18 protein-coding genes are annotated in these 18105 nt (G+C 60.1%); 13 read left to right on the top strand and 5 right to left on the bottom strand.

What is annotated here, in order from left to right:
• Positions 1 to 6: 6 nt before the first annotated feature.
• Genes PHS32_RS01700 through PHS32_RS01690 form a run of 3 tightly spaced genes read left to right on the top strand, consistent with a single transcriptional unit; the run spans position 7 to position 3039 of the window.
• Positions 7 to 1188 (top strand): acetyl-CoA C-acyltransferase, encoded by a 1182-nt coding sequence (locus tag PHS32_RS01700; protein WP_301077022.1) that lies wholly within the window; start codon positions 7 to 9, stop codon positions 1186 to 1188.
• Positions 1189 to 1202: 14 nt separating this feature from the next.
• Positions 1203 to 1886, top strand: coding sequence for an SDR family oxidoreductase (locus PHS32_RS01695; RefSeq protein WP_301077021.1), 684 nt, complete (start codon positions 1203 to 1205; stop codon positions 1884 to 1886).
• 25 nt (positions 1887 to 1911) lie between these two features.
• The gene (locus tag PHS32_RS01690) at positions 1912 to 3039 is read left to right on the top strand and encodes an acyl-CoA dehydrogenase family protein (RefSeq protein WP_301077020.1); all 1128 of its coding nucleotides are present in this window, start codon (positions 1912 to 1914) and stop codon (positions 3037 to 3039) included.
• 131 nt (positions 3040 to 3170) lie between these two features.
• Here the strand turns inward: PHS32_RS01690 and PHS32_RS01685 are convergent, their stop codons facing one another.
• From PHS32_RS01685 to rlmJ, 3 genes are read right to left on the bottom strand one after another with little or no spacing between them, the layout of a single operon-like run.
• Positions 3171 to 4649, bottom strand: coding sequence for a mannose-1-phosphate guanylyltransferase/mannose-6-phosphate isomerase (locus PHS32_RS01685; RefSeq protein WP_301077080.1), 1479 nt, complete (start codon positions 4647 to 4649; stop codon positions 3171 to 3173).
• A 5-nt stretch (positions 4650 to 4654) separates the two neighbouring features.
• Positions 4655 to 5758, bottom strand: coding sequence for an NDP-sugar synthase (locus PHS32_RS01680; protein WP_301077019.1), 1104 nt, complete (start codon positions 5756 to 5758; stop codon positions 4655 to 4657).
• 49 nt (positions 5759 to 5807) lie between these two features.
• Complete coding sequence (gene rlmJ / locus PHS32_RS01675) at positions 5808 to 6746, bottom strand: 23S rRNA (adenine(2030)-N(6))-methyltransferase RlmJ (protein ID WP_301077018.1); 939 nt, start codon at positions 6744 to 6746, stop codon at positions 5808 to 5810.
• Positions 6747 to 6997: 251 nt separating this feature from the next.
• Between rlmJ and rplM the strand changes: the two genes are divergently transcribed.
• From rplM to erpA, 5 genes are all read left to right on the top strand, one after another.
• Positions 6998 to 7429, top strand: coding sequence for a 50S ribosomal protein L13 (gene rplM / locus PHS32_RS01670; RefSeq protein WP_301077017.1), 432 nt, complete (start codon positions 6998 to 7000; stop codon positions 7427 to 7429).
• Positions 7430 to 7440: 11 nt separating this feature from the next.
• Positions 7441 to 7833: a 30S ribosomal protein S9 gene (gene rpsI / locus PHS32_RS01665; RefSeq protein WP_301077016.1), complete on the top strand. Its 393-nt coding sequence runs from the start codon at positions 7441 to 7443 to the stop codon at positions 7831 to 7833.
• 141 nt (positions 7834 to 7974) lie between these two features.
• Positions 7975 to 8676: a DUF6776 family protein gene (locus tag PHS32_RS01660; protein WP_366143456.1), complete on the top strand. Its 702-nt coding sequence runs from the start codon at positions 7975 to 7977 to the stop codon at positions 8674 to 8676.
• Positions 8677 to 8712: 36 nt separating this feature from the next.
• On the top strand, positions 8713 to 9108 hold the full coding sequence (locus PHS32_RS01655) for a polymer-forming cytoskeletal protein (RefSeq protein WP_301077014.1): 396 nt from the start codon (positions 8713 to 8715) through the stop codon (positions 9106 to 9108).
• A 120-nt stretch (positions 9109 to 9228) separates the two neighbouring features.
• Positions 9229 to 9591, top strand: coding sequence for an iron-sulfur cluster insertion protein ErpA (erpA, locus tag PHS32_RS01650; protein ID WP_301077013.1), 363 nt, complete (start codon positions 9229 to 9231; stop codon positions 9589 to 9591).
• A gap of 19 nt (positions 9592 to 9610) precedes the next feature.
• On the opposite strand, the gene PHS32_RS01645 is transcribed toward erpA, so the two are convergent.
• Both PHS32_RS01645 and PHS32_RS01640 read right to left on the bottom strand, forming a co-directional pair.
• Complete coding sequence (locus PHS32_RS01645; RefSeq protein ID WP_301077012.1) at positions 9611 to 10726, bottom strand: anhydro-N-acetylmuramic acid kinase; 1116 nt, start codon at positions 10724 to 10726, stop codon at positions 9611 to 9613.
• A 25-nt stretch (positions 10727 to 10751) separates the two neighbouring features.
• A complete protein-coding gene (locus PHS32_RS01640) occupies positions 10752 to 12149 on the bottom strand; it encodes a M23 family metallopeptidase (RefSeq protein ID WP_301077011.1) in 1398 nt (465 codons plus the stop codon).
• Between the two features lie 141 nt (positions 12150 to 12290).
• On the opposite strand from PHS32_RS01640, the gene tyrS reads away from it, so the two are divergent.
• From tyrS to PHS32_RS01615, 5 genes are all read left to right on the top strand, one after another.
• A complete protein-coding gene (gene tyrS, locus PHS32_RS01635) occupies positions 12291 to 13535 on the top strand; it encodes a tyrosine--tRNA ligase (RefSeq protein ID WP_301077010.1) in 1245 nt (414 codons plus the stop codon).
• 6 nt (positions 13536 to 13541) lie between these two features.
• Complete coding sequence (locus PHS32_RS01630) at positions 13542 to 14459, top strand: cation diffusion facilitator family transporter (RefSeq protein WP_301077009.1); 918 nt, start codon at positions 13542 to 13544, stop codon at positions 14457 to 14459.
• Between the two features lie 19 nt (positions 14460 to 14478).
• The gene (gene dtd, locus PHS32_RS01625) at positions 14479 to 14949 is read left to right on the top strand and encodes a D-aminoacyl-tRNA deacylase (protein ID WP_301077008.1); all 471 of its coding nucleotides are present in this window, start codon (positions 14479 to 14481) and stop codon (positions 14947 to 14949) included.
• A 129-nt stretch (positions 14950 to 15078) separates the two neighbouring features.
• Complete coding sequence (locus tag PHS32_RS01620; RefSeq protein WP_301077007.1) at positions 15079 to 16656, top strand: ATP-binding protein; 1578 nt, start codon at positions 15079 to 15081, stop codon at positions 16654 to 16656.
• Entirely contained in the window at positions 16653 to 18077 is a 1425-nt protein-coding gene (locus tag PHS32_RS01615; protein ID WP_301077006.1) for a sigma-54 dependent transcriptional regulator, read from the top strand. Before PHS32_RS01620 ends, PHS32_RS01615 begins: the two co-directional genes overlap by 4 nt.
• Positions 18078 to 18105: the final 28 nt, after the last annotated feature.

The raw sequence follows: 18105 nt of genomic DNA, 5'->3' as shown, positions 1-18105 counted from the left end.
AATACCATGACTGATTCAATCGTTATCGTCGGCGCCGCCCGCACCCCCATGGGGAGTTTTCAGGGCGATTTCTCAAGCCTTGCCGCCCATGATCTGGGTGGGGCTGCCATCCGGGCCGCGGTGCAACGTGCCGGCGTGACCGGAGAGCAGGTCGACGAAGTTTTGTTTGGCAACTGTCTGATGGCCGGGCAAGGCCAGGCGCCGGCCCGCCAGGCGGCGTTCAAGGGCGGTTTGCCGATCAGCGCCGGTGCCGTGACGCTGTCCAAGATGTGCGGCTCTGGCATGCGCTCGGCCATGTTCGCCCATGACATGCTGCTGGCGGGCAGCGCGGATGTGATGGTGGCGGGCGGCATGGAAAGCATGACCAACGCGCCCTACCTGCTGCCCAAGGCGCGGGGCGGCTACCGCATCGGCCACGACCGCATTTTTGACCACATGATGCTCGATGGCCTGGAGGATGCCTACGAGGCTGGCCGCTCCATGGGCACTTTTGGCGAAGATTGCGCCGCCAAGTACGGCTTCACCCGTGAGCAGCAGGACCAGTTCGCGATCGCCAGCGTGCAACGGGCGCAGGCGGCTACAAAATCTGGCGCGTTCGCAGCAGAGATTACGCCCGTGACCGTCAAGGGCCGCGCCGGCGATACGGTGATTTCCGTTGACGAAGGTCCCGGCAAAGTCAAACTTGAAAAAATACCCACCCTCAAGCCCGCCTTCAAAAAAGACGGCACCATCACCGCCGCCAGCAGTTCCAGCATCAACGACGGCGCCGCTGCCCTGGTGCTGATGCGTGCCTCGACCGCCGCCAAGCTCGGACGCAAGCCGCTGGCGCGCATTGTCGGTCACGCCGTGCACGCGCAGGAGCCCAATTGGTTCGCAACCGCGCCGGTCGGTGCCGTGAAAAAATTGCTGGCCAAGACCGGCTGGGCCGTTGCCGAGGTGGACCTGTGGGAAGTCAACGAGGCCTTTGCCGTGGTGCCTATGGCCTTGATGCATGAACTGGGGCTGAACCACGACATCGTCAACGTCAACGGCGGCGCCTGTGCCCTGGGTCACCCGATAGGCTGCAGCGGCGCGCGCATCATGGTCACCTTGATGTACGCGCTGCAGGCGCGCGGCCTGAAAAAAGGCGTCGCCACGCTGTGCATCGGTGGCGGCGAGGGCACCGCCGTGGCGCTGGAGATGCTGTAAATTAGCTGGCTGCCGTGAATGTTTTTGTCATCGGCGCATCGCGTGGCATCGGTCTGGAACTGGTGCGCCAGTACCTGGAAGCCGGCGACCGCGTGATCGCCACCGCCCGCGACGACGCCGGGCTGACGCGCCTGCGCGACCTCGGTGCTCAGGCCATCAAGCTGGACGTGGCCAACCCTGCCAGCATCAGCGGTCTGAGCTGGCAACTCGACGGCGAGAAGCTGGATCTGGCTTGGTACGTGGCGGGTGTGTTTGCTGCCGAGGCGGCCAGCGCCCCGCCCACGCAGCAAGCCTTTGATGCCATGATGCACACCAACGTGCTGGGTGCCATGCAGGCGTTGCCGCAGGTGGCACCCTGGGTGGAAGAGGCGAACGGGCAGTTCGCCTTTTTGTCCAGTGACATGGGCTGGATTGATGGCACCGCCAGCAGCCGCGGCTGGGTCTACCGCGTCAGCAAGGCCGCGCTGAACATGGCCGTGGTGGCAGCGCAGCCCGACTACCCGCGGGCGCAGTTTGTGCTGATCCATCCCGGCTGGGTCCAGACCGACATGGGTACTTCAGCCGCACCTCTGCCAGTGCCGGACAGTGTGCGTGCCATGCGCCAAACGCTGGCCGCGCAGAAGAGCCGCAAGCCGCAACACAGCTGCCAGGACGTGCCCTACCTTCGCTGGGATGGTATGGCGTTCGACGGCTGGTAACTTTGTTTGAATAACCGGAGCACACATGCTGCTGACCCAAGACCAGGAAATGGTGCGCGACGCGGTTCGCGCTTTTGCACAGGCCGAGCTGTGGCCCAACGCCGCCCAGTGGGACAAGGATCACACCTTCCCCAAAGCCGCCCACCAGGGCCTGGCGGCGCTGGGGGCTTACGGCATTTGCGTGCCCGAAGAGCTGGGCGGTGCCGGGCTGGATTACTTGACGCTGGCCCTGGTGCTGGAAGAAATCGCCGCCGGTGACGGAGGCACCAGCACCGTGATCAGCGTGACCAACTGCCCGGTCAACGCCATCTTGATGAAGTTTGGCAACGCGGCGCAGCAGAAGCAATGGCTGGAACCGCTGGCGCAAGGCCAACTGCTGGGTGCGTTCTGCCTGACCGAGCCGCATGTCGGCAGCGATGCCTCGGGCCTGCGCACCACGGCGCTGAAAGAGGGTGGCGGCTACGTCATCAACGGCGTCAAGCAGTTCATCACCAGTGGCAAAAACGGTGATGTTGCGATCGTCATTGCAGTGACGGATAAGGGCGCCGGCAAGAAAGGCATGAGCGCCTTTTTGGTGCCCACCAACACGCCCGGCTACGCGGTGGCGCGGTTGGAGGACAAACTGGGTCAGCATTCCAGCGACACCGCGCAAATCAACTTTGACAACTGCCGGATCCCGGCTGAGAACCTGATTGGTGCCGAAGGTGAAGGCTACGGGATTGCACTCGGCGGACTCGAAGGCGGGCGCATCGGCATCGCGGCGCAGAGTGTCGGCATGGCCCGCAGTGCGCTGGACGTGGCCATTGCCTACGCCAAAGAGCGCCAGAGCTTTGGCACTGCCATCTTCAACCACCAAGCGGTCGGTTTCAGGCTGGCCGAATGCGCGACCCGGATCGAGGCGGCGCGCCAACTGATCTGGCATGCCGCCAGTCTGCGCGATGCCGGTCGCCCCTGCCTCAAGGAGGCCGCCATGGCCAAATTGTTCGCCAGCGAGATGGCGGAACAGGTTTGCAGTGTCGCCATCCAGACCCTGGGCGGCTACGGCGTCGTCAGCGACTTCCCGGTGGAACGTATTTACCGCGATGTGCGGGTCTGCCAGATCTACGAAGGCACCTCCGACGTTCAGAAGATCATCATTCAGAGGGCTTTATAAAACATTGCGGGACAGACCGCAGTGACAAACCTATTTCTTTGCGGGACAGACCGCAGCCACACGAAGTGGGCCAGCTCTGTCCTCAACTGGAAACAGGAAGTCCGCCAGCTCTGTCCCCAACCAGCCCCGCTCTATCGACCGTACACATCCTCGAACCGGACGATGTCATCCTCGCCCAAGTAAGAGCCTGACTGCACTTCAATGATCTCCAGCGGCAGGCGACCCGGGTTCTCCAGACGGTGGGTGGTGCCCAGCGGAATAAAGGTCGATTCATTCTCCGACAGCAGCAGGGTTTCTTCCCCGCGTGTCACCTTGGCGGTGCCGCGCACCACAATCCAGTGTTCGGCGCGGTGGTGGTGCATTTGCAGCGACAGTGTGGCCCCCGGCTTGACCACAATGCGCTTGACCTGAAAACGCTCGCCAGCGTCGACACTGTCGTACCAGCCCCAGGGGCGAAACACCTTGCGGTGAATGGAGCCCTCGGCGCGGCCGCTCTTTTTAAGGCTGTCGACGATTTTCTTGACGTCCTGCGTCTTGTCCTTGTGCGCGACCAAGACGGCATCCGCCGTTTCCACCACCACCAGGTTGTCGACGCCGACGCAAGCCACCAGGCGCCCTTCGGACAAGGCCAGTGTCTGGTGGCAGTCTTGCAGCAGCACATCGCCCTGGCTGACGTTACCCGACCCATCCTTGGGCAGTACCTGCCACAGCGCATCCCATGCGCCAACGTCCGACCAGCCGGCCGCCAGCGGGATCACGACACCGGCCGGGAGCGCCCCAGCGCCTGGACTGGCCAGATTGGCGGCGATGCGTTCCATCACCGCGTAGTCGATCGAATCCGACGGGCAAGCGGTGAAGGCGGCTTTGTCAACCCGGACAAACTCGCCATCGGTCGAGCCTTGCGCCCAAGCGCTTTTGCAGGCCGCCAGAATGTCAGGCCGACAATGGCCCATGGCGGCCAGCCAGACGGAGGCACGCATCATGAACAGGCCGCTGTTCCAGAGGTAGGAGCCGCTCGCCAAGTAAGCTTGCGCGGTGGCCAGGTCCGGCTTCTCGACAAACCGGGCGATCTGTCGGGCCGGGCTGGCGGGTTCCGCCGCGGCGGCGTAGCGGGCGCCCGCCTGGATGTAGCCATAACCGGTCTCGGGCGCATCGGGCGTGATGCCAAAGGTGACGATGGCATCCTTGGCCGCCAAGACGGCACCCTGGCGCACCACGCTCTGGAACGCCGCCAGGTCGGTGATGATGTGGTCGGCCGGCATCACCAGCAAGACCGGGTCTGCGCCATTTTTACTGGCTGCCAGCGCGGCCAGGGTGAGTGCCGGCGCGGTATTTCTTCCAATGGGTTCGAGCACGATGGAGCCTGGCTTGCCCATCAGGCGCAGTTGTTCGGCGATGACAAAGCGGTAGTCCTCGTTGCATACCACCATGGTCGCTGCCAAGGTGCAGCCCGTGATCCCGTCGACCCGGCGCACGGTGGCCTGCAGCAGCGAGTCGGCGCCCATCAGGGGCAGCAGTTGCTTGGGATATTTCTCGCGCGAGAGCGGCCACAGGCGGGTGCCGGAGCCGCCGGACAGGACAACCGGTTGCAGTAGCGTGGTGTGTGTCATGTTATTCATGCCCTGGCATCGCCCCAGCGCAACTGGGCGGTGTCGTCGCCCCGGTAGGTTGTTTCGCCGTAGCGGTCGACGCAGTAGTCGGGCGAGACGATCATCTCGAAAAACCGCATGTCGGCGGCGATGCGGGTGTACTCGAACAAAATGCTGCGTACTACCTTGGCGCCGGTGCGGATATGGCTGCCATGCCCGATCCAGGCCGGACCGGTGATGGTGGCACCGGGCTCGATGCGCACGCTCGAACCAATGTAGACCGGCCCCTCGATATTGACCTTGTCCCACGGAACGGAGGTGTTGAGGCCAACCCAGATGCCGGGTTTGATTTGCCGCCCCGGCATGCACATCTGGGCTACCTCGCCCCGCAGTACGCGCTGCAGGACCGACCAGTAGTCGCTGACGCGGCCGATGTCGATCCAGTTGAAAGGGCGGTTCTGGGCAAAGAACGGCAGGCCATGCTCGACCAGGTCGGGAAACAATTGCGAGCCGATGTCGTAGACCGTGTTGGACGGCACCAATTCCAGCGCGGCGGGCTCGAAGATATAGATGCCGGTACTGGCCAGTGTGGATTTGGCCTCTGCCGGTTTCGGCTTTTCCTGAAAGGACTGGATATGCCCGTCCGCTGCCGCCACCACAATGCCGTAGCTTTGTACATCCGCCAGGGGTACGTCCAGCGCCACCACGCTGGCGATGGCATTCTTCGCCTTGTGTTCTGCCAGTGCCGCCGTGATGTCCAGATCAATCAGTGCGTCGCCGCACAGCACCAGCATGGTCTCATCAAAGAAGCCGCTGAAATCCTGGATGCGCCGCATGCCGCCGGCTGAACCCATGGGCCGCGGCAGGATGTCGCCGTGGTCGCGAATGCCCTCGTAGGAATAACCTATTTGCACGCCCCAGCGGTGCCCGTCGCCAAAATATTCTTCGATCTTCTGGTGATGCCAAGCCACATTCACCATGATTTCGGTGATGCCGTGACGCGCCAGATGCTCAATCAGGTACTCCATCACCGGTTTGCCCAGAATCGGGACCATCGGTTTGGGCAGGTCTCGCGTCAAGGGACGCACGCGGGTACCCTGGCCGGCCGCCAGAATCATTCCTTTAGCCATTTGCTTTGCTTTCGTGGTTCATTTTGAGGATTTGATCTACCGATGATATTCAAGTGCCGGACTCAAGAGTTGACGCGGCGTGCTGATCCTGACCGAGGAGGGCTGCCAACTGCGGCAGTGCCAGTTGGAGTCCTGCCTTCAGGGTATGTGGCGGGTTGATGATGAACATGCCGCTGGCGGGCAGACCCGGGCGTATCACCTCGCCGGCTTCATTCGAGGTCAACTTGCTTGATTTGACCGTCAAGCTCGCATGCAGCCAATTCTTGCCGGCTTTGGTGGCCAGTGTTTTCAGTTTGCGCGGGACGTCGTGTGCCTCGGGTCGCGGAATGATCGGATACCAGACGGCATAAGTACCGGTGGCAAATCGGGCCAGCGAATCAGCGACCATGGCCACCACACGGGCGTAGTCGTTTTTTATCTCGTAGCTGGGGTCGCTCAATACCAGCGCCCGGCGTGCCGGTGGCGGCAGAAATTTCTTCAGACCCTCAAAGCCATCCTCGCGCAACACCGCGACCTGGCGTCCGGCTTCCAGTTGGGCAATGTTGGAGGACAGGGTTTTGGCGTCGGTCGGATGCAACTCGAACAATTTGAGCTTGTCGCGCTCACCCAGCAGACGCTGAATGATGAAGGGCGAACCGGGATAGATCTTGCGGCTGCCCGCCGTATTGAAGCCGGCCACCAGATCAAGGTAGTCCTGGATCATCGGTGCCACGCCATTGGCTAATGATTTTGCAGCGGCCGACGCTTTGGCGCTGGCGACGACAGGTTTTTCCAGCGCGGCGATCAGGCGTAAAACACCGTCGGTCGCTTCGCCACTGGTCTGCGCATAGTCACCGTCAAGCCGGTACAAGCCGGCCCCGGCATGGGTGTCGAAGACCGTCAGAGCCGTGTCCTTTTGCCGCAAATACCGCAAAATGGCAATCAGCACCATGTGTTTAAGTACGTCGGCGTGGTTGCCGGCATGGAAGGCGTGGCGATAACTGAACATGCCAACATGGTAACCGCGACCGGACTGCTCCCGTCTTGCGCCCGGTCCGGGCAATGGCCCGCCCGTCAGGGGGCAAAGGATTCGCCTGCCAAGGTAAAAGCCGGAGTTTTGGCGAAATCTCTTATAATGCTCGGCTTCGCAGCGCTTTTGTGGCTCCGCGGCGAAGTTTCAATCCCACCTAAGAGATTCCCATCAGAGGAACGCCGACCGTGGAAAAGAGCCCGGCAAACCCTCTTTTTTAGAGAAAACTCATGACCAAGACCTTCAGCGCAAAACCCGCTGACGTGGTGCACGAGTGGTTTGTGATTGACGCGACCGATAAGGTCCTCGGACGAGTAGCCAGCGAAGTTGCTCTCCGTTTGCGCGGCAAACACAAGGCCATTTACACGCCTCACGTCGACACCGGCGACTTTATTGTCGTCATCAATGCAGCCCAGCTGCGCGTCACCGGCGCCAAGCCGCTTGACAAAGTGTATTACAGCCACTCCGGCTATCCGGGTGGCATTTCCGCCATCAACTTCCGCGACATGCAAGCCAAGTTCCCTGGCCGCGCTTTGGAAAAAGCCGTCAAGGGCATGCTGCCAAAAGGCCCGCTGGGCTACGCCATGATCAAGAAGCTCAAGGTGTACGGTGGTGCCGAGCATCCGCACACTGCCCAGCAACCCAAAGTGTTGGAAATTTAAGGAGCTTCGATATGATTGGTGAATGGAACAATGGTACCGGCCGTCGCAAATCCAGCGTGGCTCGTGTATTTCTCAAGAAGGGCTCCGGCCAGATCGTGGTCAATGGCAAAGACATCGAAAAGTTCTTCGGTCGTCAAACCTCCATCATGATTTGCAAGCAACCCCTGTTTTTGACCAACCACGCCCAGACCTTTGACATCATGGTCAACGTTGCCGGCGGTGGCGAATCAGGCCAGGCCGGTGCCGTGCGCCACGGTATTACCCGCGCCCTGATCGACTACGATGCAACGCTCAAGTCCGAGCTGAGCAAAGCTGGTTTTGTCACGCGCGATGCCCGTGAAGTCGAGCGCAAGAAGGTTGGCTTCCACGGCGCCCGTCGCCGCAAGCAGTTCAGCAAGCGCTAATTTCAGACGACATTACGGCAACCAGGTGTTGTCAAGCAACAGCCGCCAGAATGCAGGTTCCGGCGGCTGTTTGCTTTCCGGCTGTTAGACTCAGCGCCCCATACTCACCGCGCCATGCGACTCCGCCTGTTTCTCCGCCGCTTGACTGTCAGCGCCCCGCGCATGTCGGTGCGCAGTGCCTTGCCCTGGCCGTTTCGTTGGGCCGTGCTGGCAATCGTTCTTGGTTTTTGCGCGGCCATTGGTCTGTGGGCTTTTGAATTTGGCAAGGACATTGCCGGGCTCGATGGTGATACCAAGGAAGAACTACAGCAATTGCGCTCCGAACTGGTGAGCTTGCGGGCGCAGGTGGTGACCCTGACGGCGCAGCGTGATCAAGCGCAGTTGATCGCCAACACGTCTGGCACTATGATGACCTCCGAAAAAGTGGCGCAGGAAAGACTGGCGAGCCTGAACAAGCAGCTTGAAGCGGAAATCCAGAGTTTGCGTGACGATTTGGGTTTTTTCGAGAAGTTGATACCGAGCGCCGGCGTTGAGGGCATTGTGATACGTGGCCTGCAGGCCGAGGTTCGCAATGGACATGAAATAAGATGGCAGGTGCTGGTGATCCAGGCTCGGAAGAATCCGCCGGAATTCAATGGCCGGCTGGAGTTGACGTTCACCGGCGTGCAAAATGGCAAGCCGTGGATGGCAACCCTGCCGGGCGGTGGCCAGGCCATCAAGCTCAAGCAGTACGGTCGCCTGGAGGGTGTTTTGGAATTGCCGCCAGCCACCCAGATCAAGGGCGTTGGCGCCAAAGTGATGGATGGTGCGGTTACCAAGGCGGTGCAATCCATCAAGTTGTAGTCCAGGGTATTTTTCAACACATCGTGGGGTAGTTACGTGTTCAACAAGAAAAAGCAGCCTCCCATTCGAAGCCTGATTGCGGAGGGCAGCGAGATTGACGGAAACCTCAAGTTTTGTGACGGTTTGCGGATTGATGGTGCGGTGGTCGGGGATATCAGCGCCAAGGACGAGCAGGCCAGCATCCTGGTGATCTCCGAGACCGCCAGCGTGATCGGCGGCATCCGCGCCGACCACATCATCGTCAACGGTACGGTCAAAGGGCCGGTGCACGCGCGCGTCATGCTGGAATTGCAGCCCAAGGCGCGTATCCAGGGGGATGTCCACTACAGCGCGCTGGAGATGCATCAGGGAGCGATCATCGGCGGGCAATTGTGCCCGACCCTTGAAAGCGAAGAAAAACCCACACTCAAATTGGCGGCAAATAACAGCTAGCTGAATTGTTGAGCGAATTGCTGTAGTATTAATATAATTGACATTGAAAACTTGCGGAACAGTCCGCAGCTAGGCGACAGCCAAGCCAGTTCTGTTCTGAACACTTTAAAAGGAAATACCATGAGCGTCGTCGCGGAAAACGTCGAAATTGATATGCCGAGCCCGATTCTTTTCACGGACAGCGCAGCCGCGAAAGTGGCCGATCTGATCGCCGAAGAGGGCAACCCTGACCTGAAATTGCGCGTGTTCGTGCAGGGTGGCGGCTGTTCTGGTTTTCAGTATGGTTTCACTTTTGACGAGATCACCAATGAGGACGACACCACCATGACCAAGAATGGCGTGTCCTTGTTGATCGACGCCATGAGCTATCAGTATCTGGTTGGCGCCGAGATTGATTACAAGGAAGATCTGCAGGGCGCGCAGTTCGTGATCAAGAACCCCAACGCCACCACCACCTGCGGCTGCGGCTCGAGCTTCTCCTAACCTTGCGGGGCGGTCCCGCTTAGGCCGGGTAAACCGCTCCCAGGATGCGGGCGCCTTGGGCGCCCGTTACCGTTTTTAGACTGGCTGTTTCGCGCAAAACAGTCTTGCGTGCCAGCCATGCAAAGGCGGCCGCCTCGACCTGCAGCGGAGGCAATCCACGGGTTTGCGAAGATTGCACGGGGAGGTTCGGTAAATGAGCCTGTAGTCGCCGCATCAGATGGCCGTTGAAGGCGCCACCGCCACACACAATCAGACTTTTGCTTTCAAGTCCATAGCGCTGAATGCCTGCCGCACAAACGCTGGCGGTCAGCTCCGTCAAAGTGGCTTGGACATCGGCCGGCGCCAGAGCGCCAAACCCTGCAAGTTTTCCGGCCAGCCAGCCAGGGTTGAACAGGTCGCGCCCGGTGCTTTTGGGGACTGGCAAGGCAAAGTAGGGTTCGTCCAGCAAGGCGGCCAACAGGTCGGCATGAATCTGGCCGCTGGCTGCCCAGTTGCCGTTGGCATCAAAGGCCTGGCCAAGATGCTGCTGGCACCAGGCGTCTATCAGTGCGTTGCCGGGACCGCAGTCAAATCCCATCACGTCGTCGGCCAGTTCGGGGCCAACCACGGTGAGGTTGGAAATACCGCCAATGTTGAGCACTGCGACGGTTTCGCCGTAGCGTCCGAATACCGATTGGTGAAACGGTGGCACCAGTGGAGCGCCTTGTCCGCCGGCAGCGACATCGCGGCTGCGAAAATCGGCAACGACGTCGATGCCGGTAATTTCAGCCAACAGGGCGGGGTTGTTGAGTTGCAGGGTGTAACCGGTGCCGCCGTACGTTTGTGGCCGGTGGCGCACAGTCTGGCCGTGGGCCCCGATGGCGGTAATGGCAGCGCTGGCAATCCCGGACTGTTGAAGCAACTTGGCCACCACTTGCGCGTAAACACCCACCAGCGCATTGGCGGCCAGGGCGGAGCGGTGCAACTCATTGCGGCATGGGCTGTTGAGAGCGAGTAACTCCCGGGTCAAAGCGGGTGAAAACGGCGCGCTGGCATGGGCCAGGACGGTCAGCCGGGCACCCGAGAAGTCCGCCAGGACCCCGTCTACCCCGTCCAGCGAGGTGCCAGACATCAGGCCGACGTAGAGCTCAGACACGCTTGGTGTGCCTTTGCCGCAAACCCTATTGGGCGCTGCTCTGTTGCACCGACGCCGCCGCTGCCAGCGCAATGCGGTTCTCGGCCGCGAGGCGGGTAAACATGGGCTTGGCAGATGCGGAGACGGGAATCGACTCGCTTTGACGGGCAATGGTGAGCGGATCGCGGTAAACACCATTGACCCTGAACTCAAAATGCAAATGAGGGCCGGTGGCCCAGCCCGTCGCGCCCACTGCGCCGATGGTCTGGCCCTGGCTTACGCTGGCACCTTTGCGGACGTTGATCCGGCTCAGATGGGCGTACACCGTGTTGTAGTTGTTGCGGTGCTTCAGGATGATCACGTTGCCGTAGCCATTTTGGACGCCGGCAAATTCCACCACGCCATCACCAACGCTACGCACCGGTGTGCCCGTTGGCGCACCGTAGTCGACGCCCTGGTGAGCCCGCATGGTTTGCAGGATAGGGTGAAAGCGCATCTTGAAGCCGCTCGTGATCCGGGAGAATTCCATCGGCGAGGCGAGAAAGGCGCGGCGCAGGCTTTGCCCGTCCAGCGTGTAATAGCCGCCCTTGCCGCGGGCGTCGGCGGCACGCGAAGCATCGGCAGTTGGCGCGCCGGCGGTCACCGAGTCCTTGAACCACATGGCCTGGAAAGTCTTGCCGTTGTTGACAAACTCGGCGCTCAACACGCGCCCGGTCCGCAGTGGTTCGCCGTCGCCCTCAAGGGTTTCGTAAACAACCGAAAACCGGTCGCCCTTGCGCAGCGCGCGGTGGAAGTCGATGTCACCAGAGAAAATCTCCGCCAGTTGAGTGGCGATGCTGTCCGGGATTTTGGCATCGTCAGTGGCTGCAAACAGCGAGCTCTGGATGGTGCCGCTGGCGAGCCGGGACGAGGCGGTCAAGGCAGCGATTTCAATGCGTGATTGAAAACCTTGGGGTGTCTTCTCAAGCACCAGACGGTTAAAGTTCCCGTTGTCTTCCGGGCTCCAGCGCGCACTGAGTTTCAGCAAGTGGTTGTTATCGTCAGTTTCAGCGGTCACGTTGCGGCCGTTGCGACCAAGCAATATTTGGCGCGCAATGGTATCGGAGCGAAGGAAGGCGGCAGCGGATGCATCGTCAACGCCCAGGCGACTGAGCAAGGTATCGGCGGTGTCGCTGGAGCGCGTGACCTCCGATCTGAAAAGCTTCAAGGTCTGGAGGTCCAGGTCGGACGGAATATTGAGAGCCAGGGTGGGTACCGACTCCAGGACTTCCCGCACCGGCAACTCGGACGCATCCGGTGCCAGGGTGGCCACCGCAAAGGCGCCGCCGCCGCCAGCGAGCAGTAACGCGGCGACGAACGCCGTAATTCGTTTGGGGTATTGTTTGACAGTCCGGCCGGAAAAAGTCAGGAAAGCAGTTCCGGCGTCAACAAGGCTGTTTATCAAAAGAACGGTTCCAGGTGAGGGTTGGTTGGTGTGCAACCGGACAGACAACGAAGGTACGCAGGCGGGTCGAATTAAAATCCCGTACTTGAGCAAGCGCAGAGTATAACTTCGCTCCATCCCGTCGCATCAAGAAAAACCCTTATGAATCAAGCACTGGCCCCCGAATTTCCTGTAACAGATTGTGTTCGGGAGGCGCTTGCCGTGTCTTTGCGGGCTTGCGAAGAACTGATTCCGCAAGAGGATTGGGTCAGGAAGCTGGCGCGTTCCGAGGCCACTGGCAAGCCGCTGCGCATCAAGCTGGGCTTGGATCCGACGGCGCCCGACATCCACCTTGGCCATACCGTGGTGCTGAACAAAATGCGTCAGTTGCAGGACTTGGGGCACACGGTGATCTTTCTGATCGGCGATTTCACGACCCTGATTGGTGACCCCTCGGGCCGCAACAATACCCGCCCCCCCTTGAGCCGGGAGCAGATCGAACTCAATGCCCAGACCTACTATCGTCAGGCTGCCATGGTGCTGGATCCGTCCCGAACCGAGATTCGCTACAACAGCGAGTGGGGTGATGCCTTGGGCTCGCGTGGCATGATTGAACTGGCGGCCAGGTACACGGTGGCCCGGATGATGGAGCGCAATGATTTTCATGAGCGCTTCAAGGCGGGCGTTCCGATCAGCGTGCATGAGTTCCTGTACCCGCTGATGCAGGGCTACGACTCGGTGGCACTAAAAAGCGATCTGGAACTGGGGGGGACCGATCAAAAATTCAATTTGCTGGTGGGGCGTCACCTGCAAGCCGAATACGGCCAGGAGCCGCAATGCATTTTGACCATGCCGCTGCTCGAAGGGCTGGACGGCATTGAAAAAATGTCCAAGAGCAAGAACAACTACATCGGCATCTCGGAAGACGCCAACACCATGTTTGCCAAGGTGTTGAGCATTTCCGACCTGTTGATGTGGCGCTGGTACAGCTTGCTCAGCTTCAGGAGCGAGGCCGACATCGCCGCTTTAAAAGCCGAGGTCGATGCCGGCCGCAACCCGAAAGAGGCGAAAGTGGCGCTGGCCAAGGAGATTACCGCCCGCTTTCATTCGCACGCGGCGGCCGATGCGGCCGAGCAGGATTTCATCAACCGCAGCAAGGGCGGCGTGCCGGACCAGATTGTCCAGTTGTCCTTGCCTCTGGGTGAGAGGGGCGGCCCGCTGGGCATTGCCGCCGTGCTCAAGTTGGCTGGTTTGGCGGCCTCGGGCGGCGAAGGCAATCGCCTGATCGATGGCGGCGGTGTGCGCGTCGATTCCAGCGTGGTCAGCGACAAAGGACTGAAGCTGGGCGCTGGCACTTACGTGCTACAGGTCGGCAAGCGCAAGTTTGCCAAGGTCACGCTGGGCTGAGACTCCATGATTTCACTCCTGCCGATCCGTTTCTTGACGCCGCAACGCCTGCTGTGGGCCTCGATCTCGGTGGCGGTCATCACCATCGTTCTGAAAACACTGGCTTGGTACGTCACCGACTCGGTTGGTTTGCTGTCGGATGCGATGGAGTCGTTTGTGAACCTGGCGAGCGCCATCTTTGCGCTGATGATGGTGACCATTGCGCAGCGCCCGGCGGATGAAGATCATCCTTATGGCCACCACAAGGCGGAATATTTCTCCAGCGGTTTCGAAGGCGCTTTGATTGTTGGCGTGGCCGTCGGCATTATTTGGGCCGCTGCCTCAAGACTGTTGGAGCCGCAACCTTTGCAGGACCTGGGTTGGGGCCTGGCCCTGTCGGTGCTGAGTTCGGCACTCAACGGTTTGCTGGCCTGGGTCATGTTCAGTGCCGCCAAGGCGCATCGCTCGATCGCCCTGGAGGCCGATGCCAAGCACCTGGTGACGGATGTCTGGACCTCGGCTGGCGTGGTACTGGGCCTGGCCGGCGTGGCGCTGACCGGTTGGGTCTGGCTTGATGCCGTGGCCGCCATCGGGGTGGCACTGAATATCCTTTGGGAAGGCGTTCACTTGATGTGGCGCTCATCGCAGGGCTTGATGGACGAGGCGGTGGAGCCCGAGGTGTTGCGCGAGATCGAGAAGACGCTGGCGGATTTTGACCACCACACCATCCGTTTTGACCACGTCACCAGCCGCCGCTCGGGCCAGCGCCGCTTTGTCGACTTGCACATGCACATGCCGGCCAGTTGGTCGCTGGGGCGTGCCGCCGCGGTGCGCACCAGTGTCGAGCAGGCGCTGATGAGCGCGGTGCCGGGCTTGCGCGCCACCATCCAGTTGCTGCCCAGCGACGTCGAGGCGCATTTTGACGACGCCCGGGACCTGCTATGAAGTTCTCTGGTTGCCCGGCATGATGGCTCTCTTGCAACGGGTCAGTACGGCGCGCGTCGTGATTGATGGCCAAGTGGTGGGAGAGATCGACGCCGGCCTGCTGGTACTGCTGTGCGCCGAGTGCGGCGACAGTGAAGTCGAGTGCGAAAAAATGCTGGCCAAGATCGGCAAGCTGCGCATTTTCAGCGATGCGGCCGGCAAGATGAATCGCAGCGTGCAGGACATGGACGGTCGCGGCACCGCGGGAGGCCTGCTGGTGGTGAGCCAGTTCACGCTGGCCGCCGATGCTTCGGGTGGCAACCGACCGAGTTTCACGGCTGCGGCAAGACCGGACCAGGGACGCCGGCTGTACGAGTATTTTGTGGCCCAGGCCAGACGGGTGCACCCCAACGTGCAGACCGGGCAATTCGGTGCCGATATGCAGGTCCATCTGGTGAACGATGGGCCGGTGACGATTCCTTTGCGCATGGCACCTGAGCCACATCAATAGGAGGCAGTTTGACCCCCGTGATTTGGCAGGGCGATGTCATAATCGTTCTCGCGCATGGGGTTCGCCTGCTAAATGCCCAAAAATAGTCTCAGGTTCAAAATCAGTCTGTATCTGATCATTGTCCTTTCAATGGCGATGGTCCTGTTCACGCTGCTGTTTCTGAAACACCGGCAGGAAGACCTGCAAAGCGTGGTTTCCAGACATGTCACCCAAATTGCAGAAATGGTGGTTGCCAGCACCCGCTATACGATGTTGGTGAACAAGCGTGACATTGTTGAGAAGATCATCGAGGACATCAGCAAGCAAAAAGGCATTGAGCGTATCCGGGTGATCAGCAAGGACGGCACGATCATTCATTCAAACCGCAAATCAGAAGTTGGGTACTCGGTTGAACAAAAAGACGAGCCCTGCATCAACTGCCACCTGACCAGTCAGCCCCTGAAGCAGGTCCCCGACGACAAGCGCTGGAAAATAATTGAAACAGCGGACGGGCACCGAGTTCTTGGCACCATGCACGCGATACGCAACGAGCCCTCCTGCTCATCGGCGTCATGCCATGAGCACCCGGTCAGTCAGTCGGTGCTTGGCATCGTCGATATTGCCTACTCCCTGGATGAGCTGGACCAGTCAATGAAGACGCACGCCGTTCACGTCATTGGCAGCTCGGTCGGCTTCATTCTCCTTTTCTCCATCAGCATCGGCGTCTTGCTTCAGCGCCTGATCTACGTGCCCCTGAAAGACCTGGAGTCCGGTGCCAAGAAGATCGCTGCCGGCAGCCTAGACCAAAATATTCCGGTGCGCAGTGATGATGAATTTGGGCGCGTTGCCGGCTCTTTCAACCAGATGACCGGCGCCCTCAATGAATCACGACGAGAGATGCAGGAATTGGTGCAAACACTGGAGCAGAAAGTTGCGCAGAGGACGCAGGAGCTTCTGGCCGCCAAGGCCGAGGTCGCGCAAGGCGAAAAACTGGCTTCGATCGGCGTGCTGGCGTCCGGCATTGCCCATGAGTTAAATAACCCGCTGACCGGCGTACTGACTTTCACCTCCTTGATGCGCAAGAAAGCGCCGGAGGGGAGCGAGGACGCGGAGGATTTGGACCTGGTGATCCGCGAGACCAAGCGCTGTGCCAGCATCATCAAGCGGCTGCTTGACTTCGCGCGGGAGAAGGTTCCGGTGAAGGGGTTTTTCAACCTCAACCAGGTGATTGAAGACACCGTGCGCTTTGTCGAGCGTCCAGCCTCCTTGAAGCAGATCGAGATCGCGACCAAGCTCGATCCCGATTTGCCCCAGGTGTGGGGAGACGCCGATCTGCTGAAACAGGTCGTCATGAACTTGCTGGTCAACGCCCAGCAAGCGATTGAAGGCAAAGGCAAGATTTCGGTGGAAAGCCGTGCCCTGATTGCCGGTAGCTCGAAAAAGCCGGAGTCCGAATCCTTCCCGATGGTTGAAATCGCCGTCAGCGACACCGGTTGCGGTATTCCGCAAGCCAATCTACAGCGGATTTTCGATCCGTTTTTTACCTCCAAGGAGGTTGGCAAGGGAACCGGACTGGGCTTGTCGGTCAGTTATGGCATTGTCAAAGCCCACGGCGGCAGGATCAGTGTTGAAAGCGTTGTTGGCGCGGGTACTACTTTTCATGTCTATCTGCCGATAACGCCGCCTTTTAATGAAACCGAACGCCATCCAGATGAGAGTAGCCCATGAGTGCCAGAATTCTGATTGTTGACGACGAGGAAATTGTCATCCGGAGTTGTCGGCGCATCCTCAGCGACAGCAGTTATCTCGTTGATTCCACGCTGGACGGCCAGGAGGCCTTGAGGAAAGTCGACGAGACCGAGTACGACCTGATGATTCTCGACATCATGATGCCTGGCGTCGACGGCCTGGAGGTGTTGCAGCAGGTGAAGGAGAGACATCCTGACGTTGACGTGATCATGGTGACCGGGCTGTCCCAGATTCAGACCGCGGTCAAGGCCATGAAGCTGGGCGCGTTTGATTACCTGCCTAAACCGTTTGACCCGGATGAACTCAAGCACGTGGTGGATCGCGCGCTGGAGCGACGCCGCTTGCTGCAGGAGAACCGCAATCTGAAGACCGAAGTCGGCTCCAAATACCGTTTTGAGAACATCATTGGCGCCAGTGCGCCGATGCAGGCGGTCTATGGACTGATTGCCAAGTGCGCGCCTACCAACACCACCGTGCTGATCACCGGGGAGAGCGGAACCGGCAAGGAAATGATTGCCCGGGCCATTCATTACAACAGTCTGCGCAAGGACCAGCCGTTTGTCACCGTGGATTGCAACACGCTCAGCGAGAATCTGCTGGAAAGCGAATTGTTCGGACACACCAAGGGCTCTTTTACCGGCGCGGTGGTGAACAAGCGCGGCATGTTCGAGATCGCCAACAATGGCACTCTTTTCCTTGACGAGTTCGGCAATATCCCGCTGGCAACGCAGGCCAAATTGCTGCGCGTCATCCAGGAGCGCGAATTCAGGGCGGTCGGCAGCACCGTCACCCAGAAGACCAATGTCAGACTGATCACCGCCACCAACAAGGATCTCAAGGCGATGGTCGCCGAAGGAACCTTCCGGGAGGATCTCTACTACCGGATCAATGTCTTTCCGATCCACGCGCCGGCCTTGAGAGAACGCCGCGACGACATCCCGGCACTGGCTTTTCACTTCCTCAAGACGTTCTGCAATGAACTGGAAAAGCCGGTGTCCGAAATTTCGGAGGCCGCCATGAGCACGCTGGTCAACTATGACTGGCCGGGCAACGTCAGGGAATTGGAAAACACGATACATCGGGCCGTGATCCTGGCTTCCGACAAAGTCATTCACCGGGCGCACCTGGTCAACATCATCGATTCTTCGCCGCGGCTTGATCTGGAAGTCCCGAGAACCGGTGAGGACCTCAAGCGATTGAAGAAAATCGCCAGGGAGAAATCGGTGGAGGATGTTGAAAAACTGTTTATTCAGGAGACGCTGAAACGAAACGCGTCCAACGTCACCAAAAGCGCGGAAGAAACCGGCATGCAGCGCTCCAATTTTCAGGCCCTGATGAAGAAGTACAACATTCGGGTCCGCGACACCGAGTACGGCCCCGACGAATCCCAGCCCTCCTGAACTGAGGTACCGCTGAGCAGCGCGCAAC

The organism is Rhodoferax sp., from assembly GCF_028714215.1.
Taxonomy (GTDB): Bacteria; Pseudomonadota; Gammaproteobacteria; order Burkholderiales; family Burkholderiaceae_C; genus Rhodoferax.
Note: the sequence above shows the minus strand (reverse complement) of the source record. Positions and strands in the feature narration are given on the sequence as shown.

Bases quoted from the DNA above. Each gene is read 5' to 3' on its own strand.
- PHS32_RS01630 (WP_301077009.1), top strand. From the start codon at position 13,542: ATGATTTCACTCCTGCCGATCCGTTTCTTGACGCCGCAACGCCTGCTG.
- rlmJ (WP_301077018.1), bottom strand. From the start codon at position 6,746: ATGTTCAGTTATCGCCACGCCTTCCATGCCGGCAACCACGCCGACGTA.
- tyrS (WP_301077010.1), top strand. From the start codon at position 12,291: ATGAATCAAGCACTGGCCCCCGAATTTCCTGTAACAGATTGTGTTCGG.
- dtd (WP_301077008.1), top strand. From the start codon at position 14,479: ATGATGGCTCTCTTGCAACGGGTCAGTACGGCGCGCGTCGTGATTGAT.
- PHS32_RS01690 (WP_301077020.1), top strand. From the start codon at position 1,912: ATGCTGCTGACCCAAGACCAGGAAATGGTGCGCGACGCGGTTCGCGCT.
- PHS32_RS01620 (WP_301077007.1), top strand. From the start codon at position 15,079: ATGGCGATGGTCCTGTTCACGCTGCTGTTTCTGAAACACCGGCAGGAA.
- PHS32_RS01680 (WP_301077019.1), bottom strand. From the start codon at position 5,758: ATGGCTAAAGGAATGATTCTGGCGGCCGGCCAGGGTACCCGCGTGCGT.
- PHS32_RS01700 (WP_301077022.1), top strand. From the start codon at position 7: ATGACTGATTCAATCGTTATCGTCGGCGCCGCCCGCACCCCCATGGGG.
- PHS32_RS01615 (WP_301077006.1), top strand. From the start codon at position 16,653: ATGAGTGCCAGAATTCTGATTGTTGACGACGAGGAAATTGTCATCCGG.
- rpsI (WP_301077016.1), top strand. From the start codon at position 7,441: ATGATTGGTGAATGGAACAATGGTACCGGCCGTCGCAAATCCAGCGTG.
- rplM (WP_301077017.1), top strand. From the start codon at position 6,998: ATGACCAAGACCTTCAGCGCAAAACCCGCTGACGTGGTGCACGAGTGG.
- PHS32_RS01685 (WP_301077080.1), bottom strand. From the start codon at position 4,649: ATGACACACACCACGCTACTGCAACCGGTTGTCCTGTCCGGCGGCTCC.
- erpA (WP_301077013.1), top strand. From the start codon at position 9,229: ATGAGCGTCGTCGCGGAAAACGTCGAAATTGATATGCCGAGCCCGATT.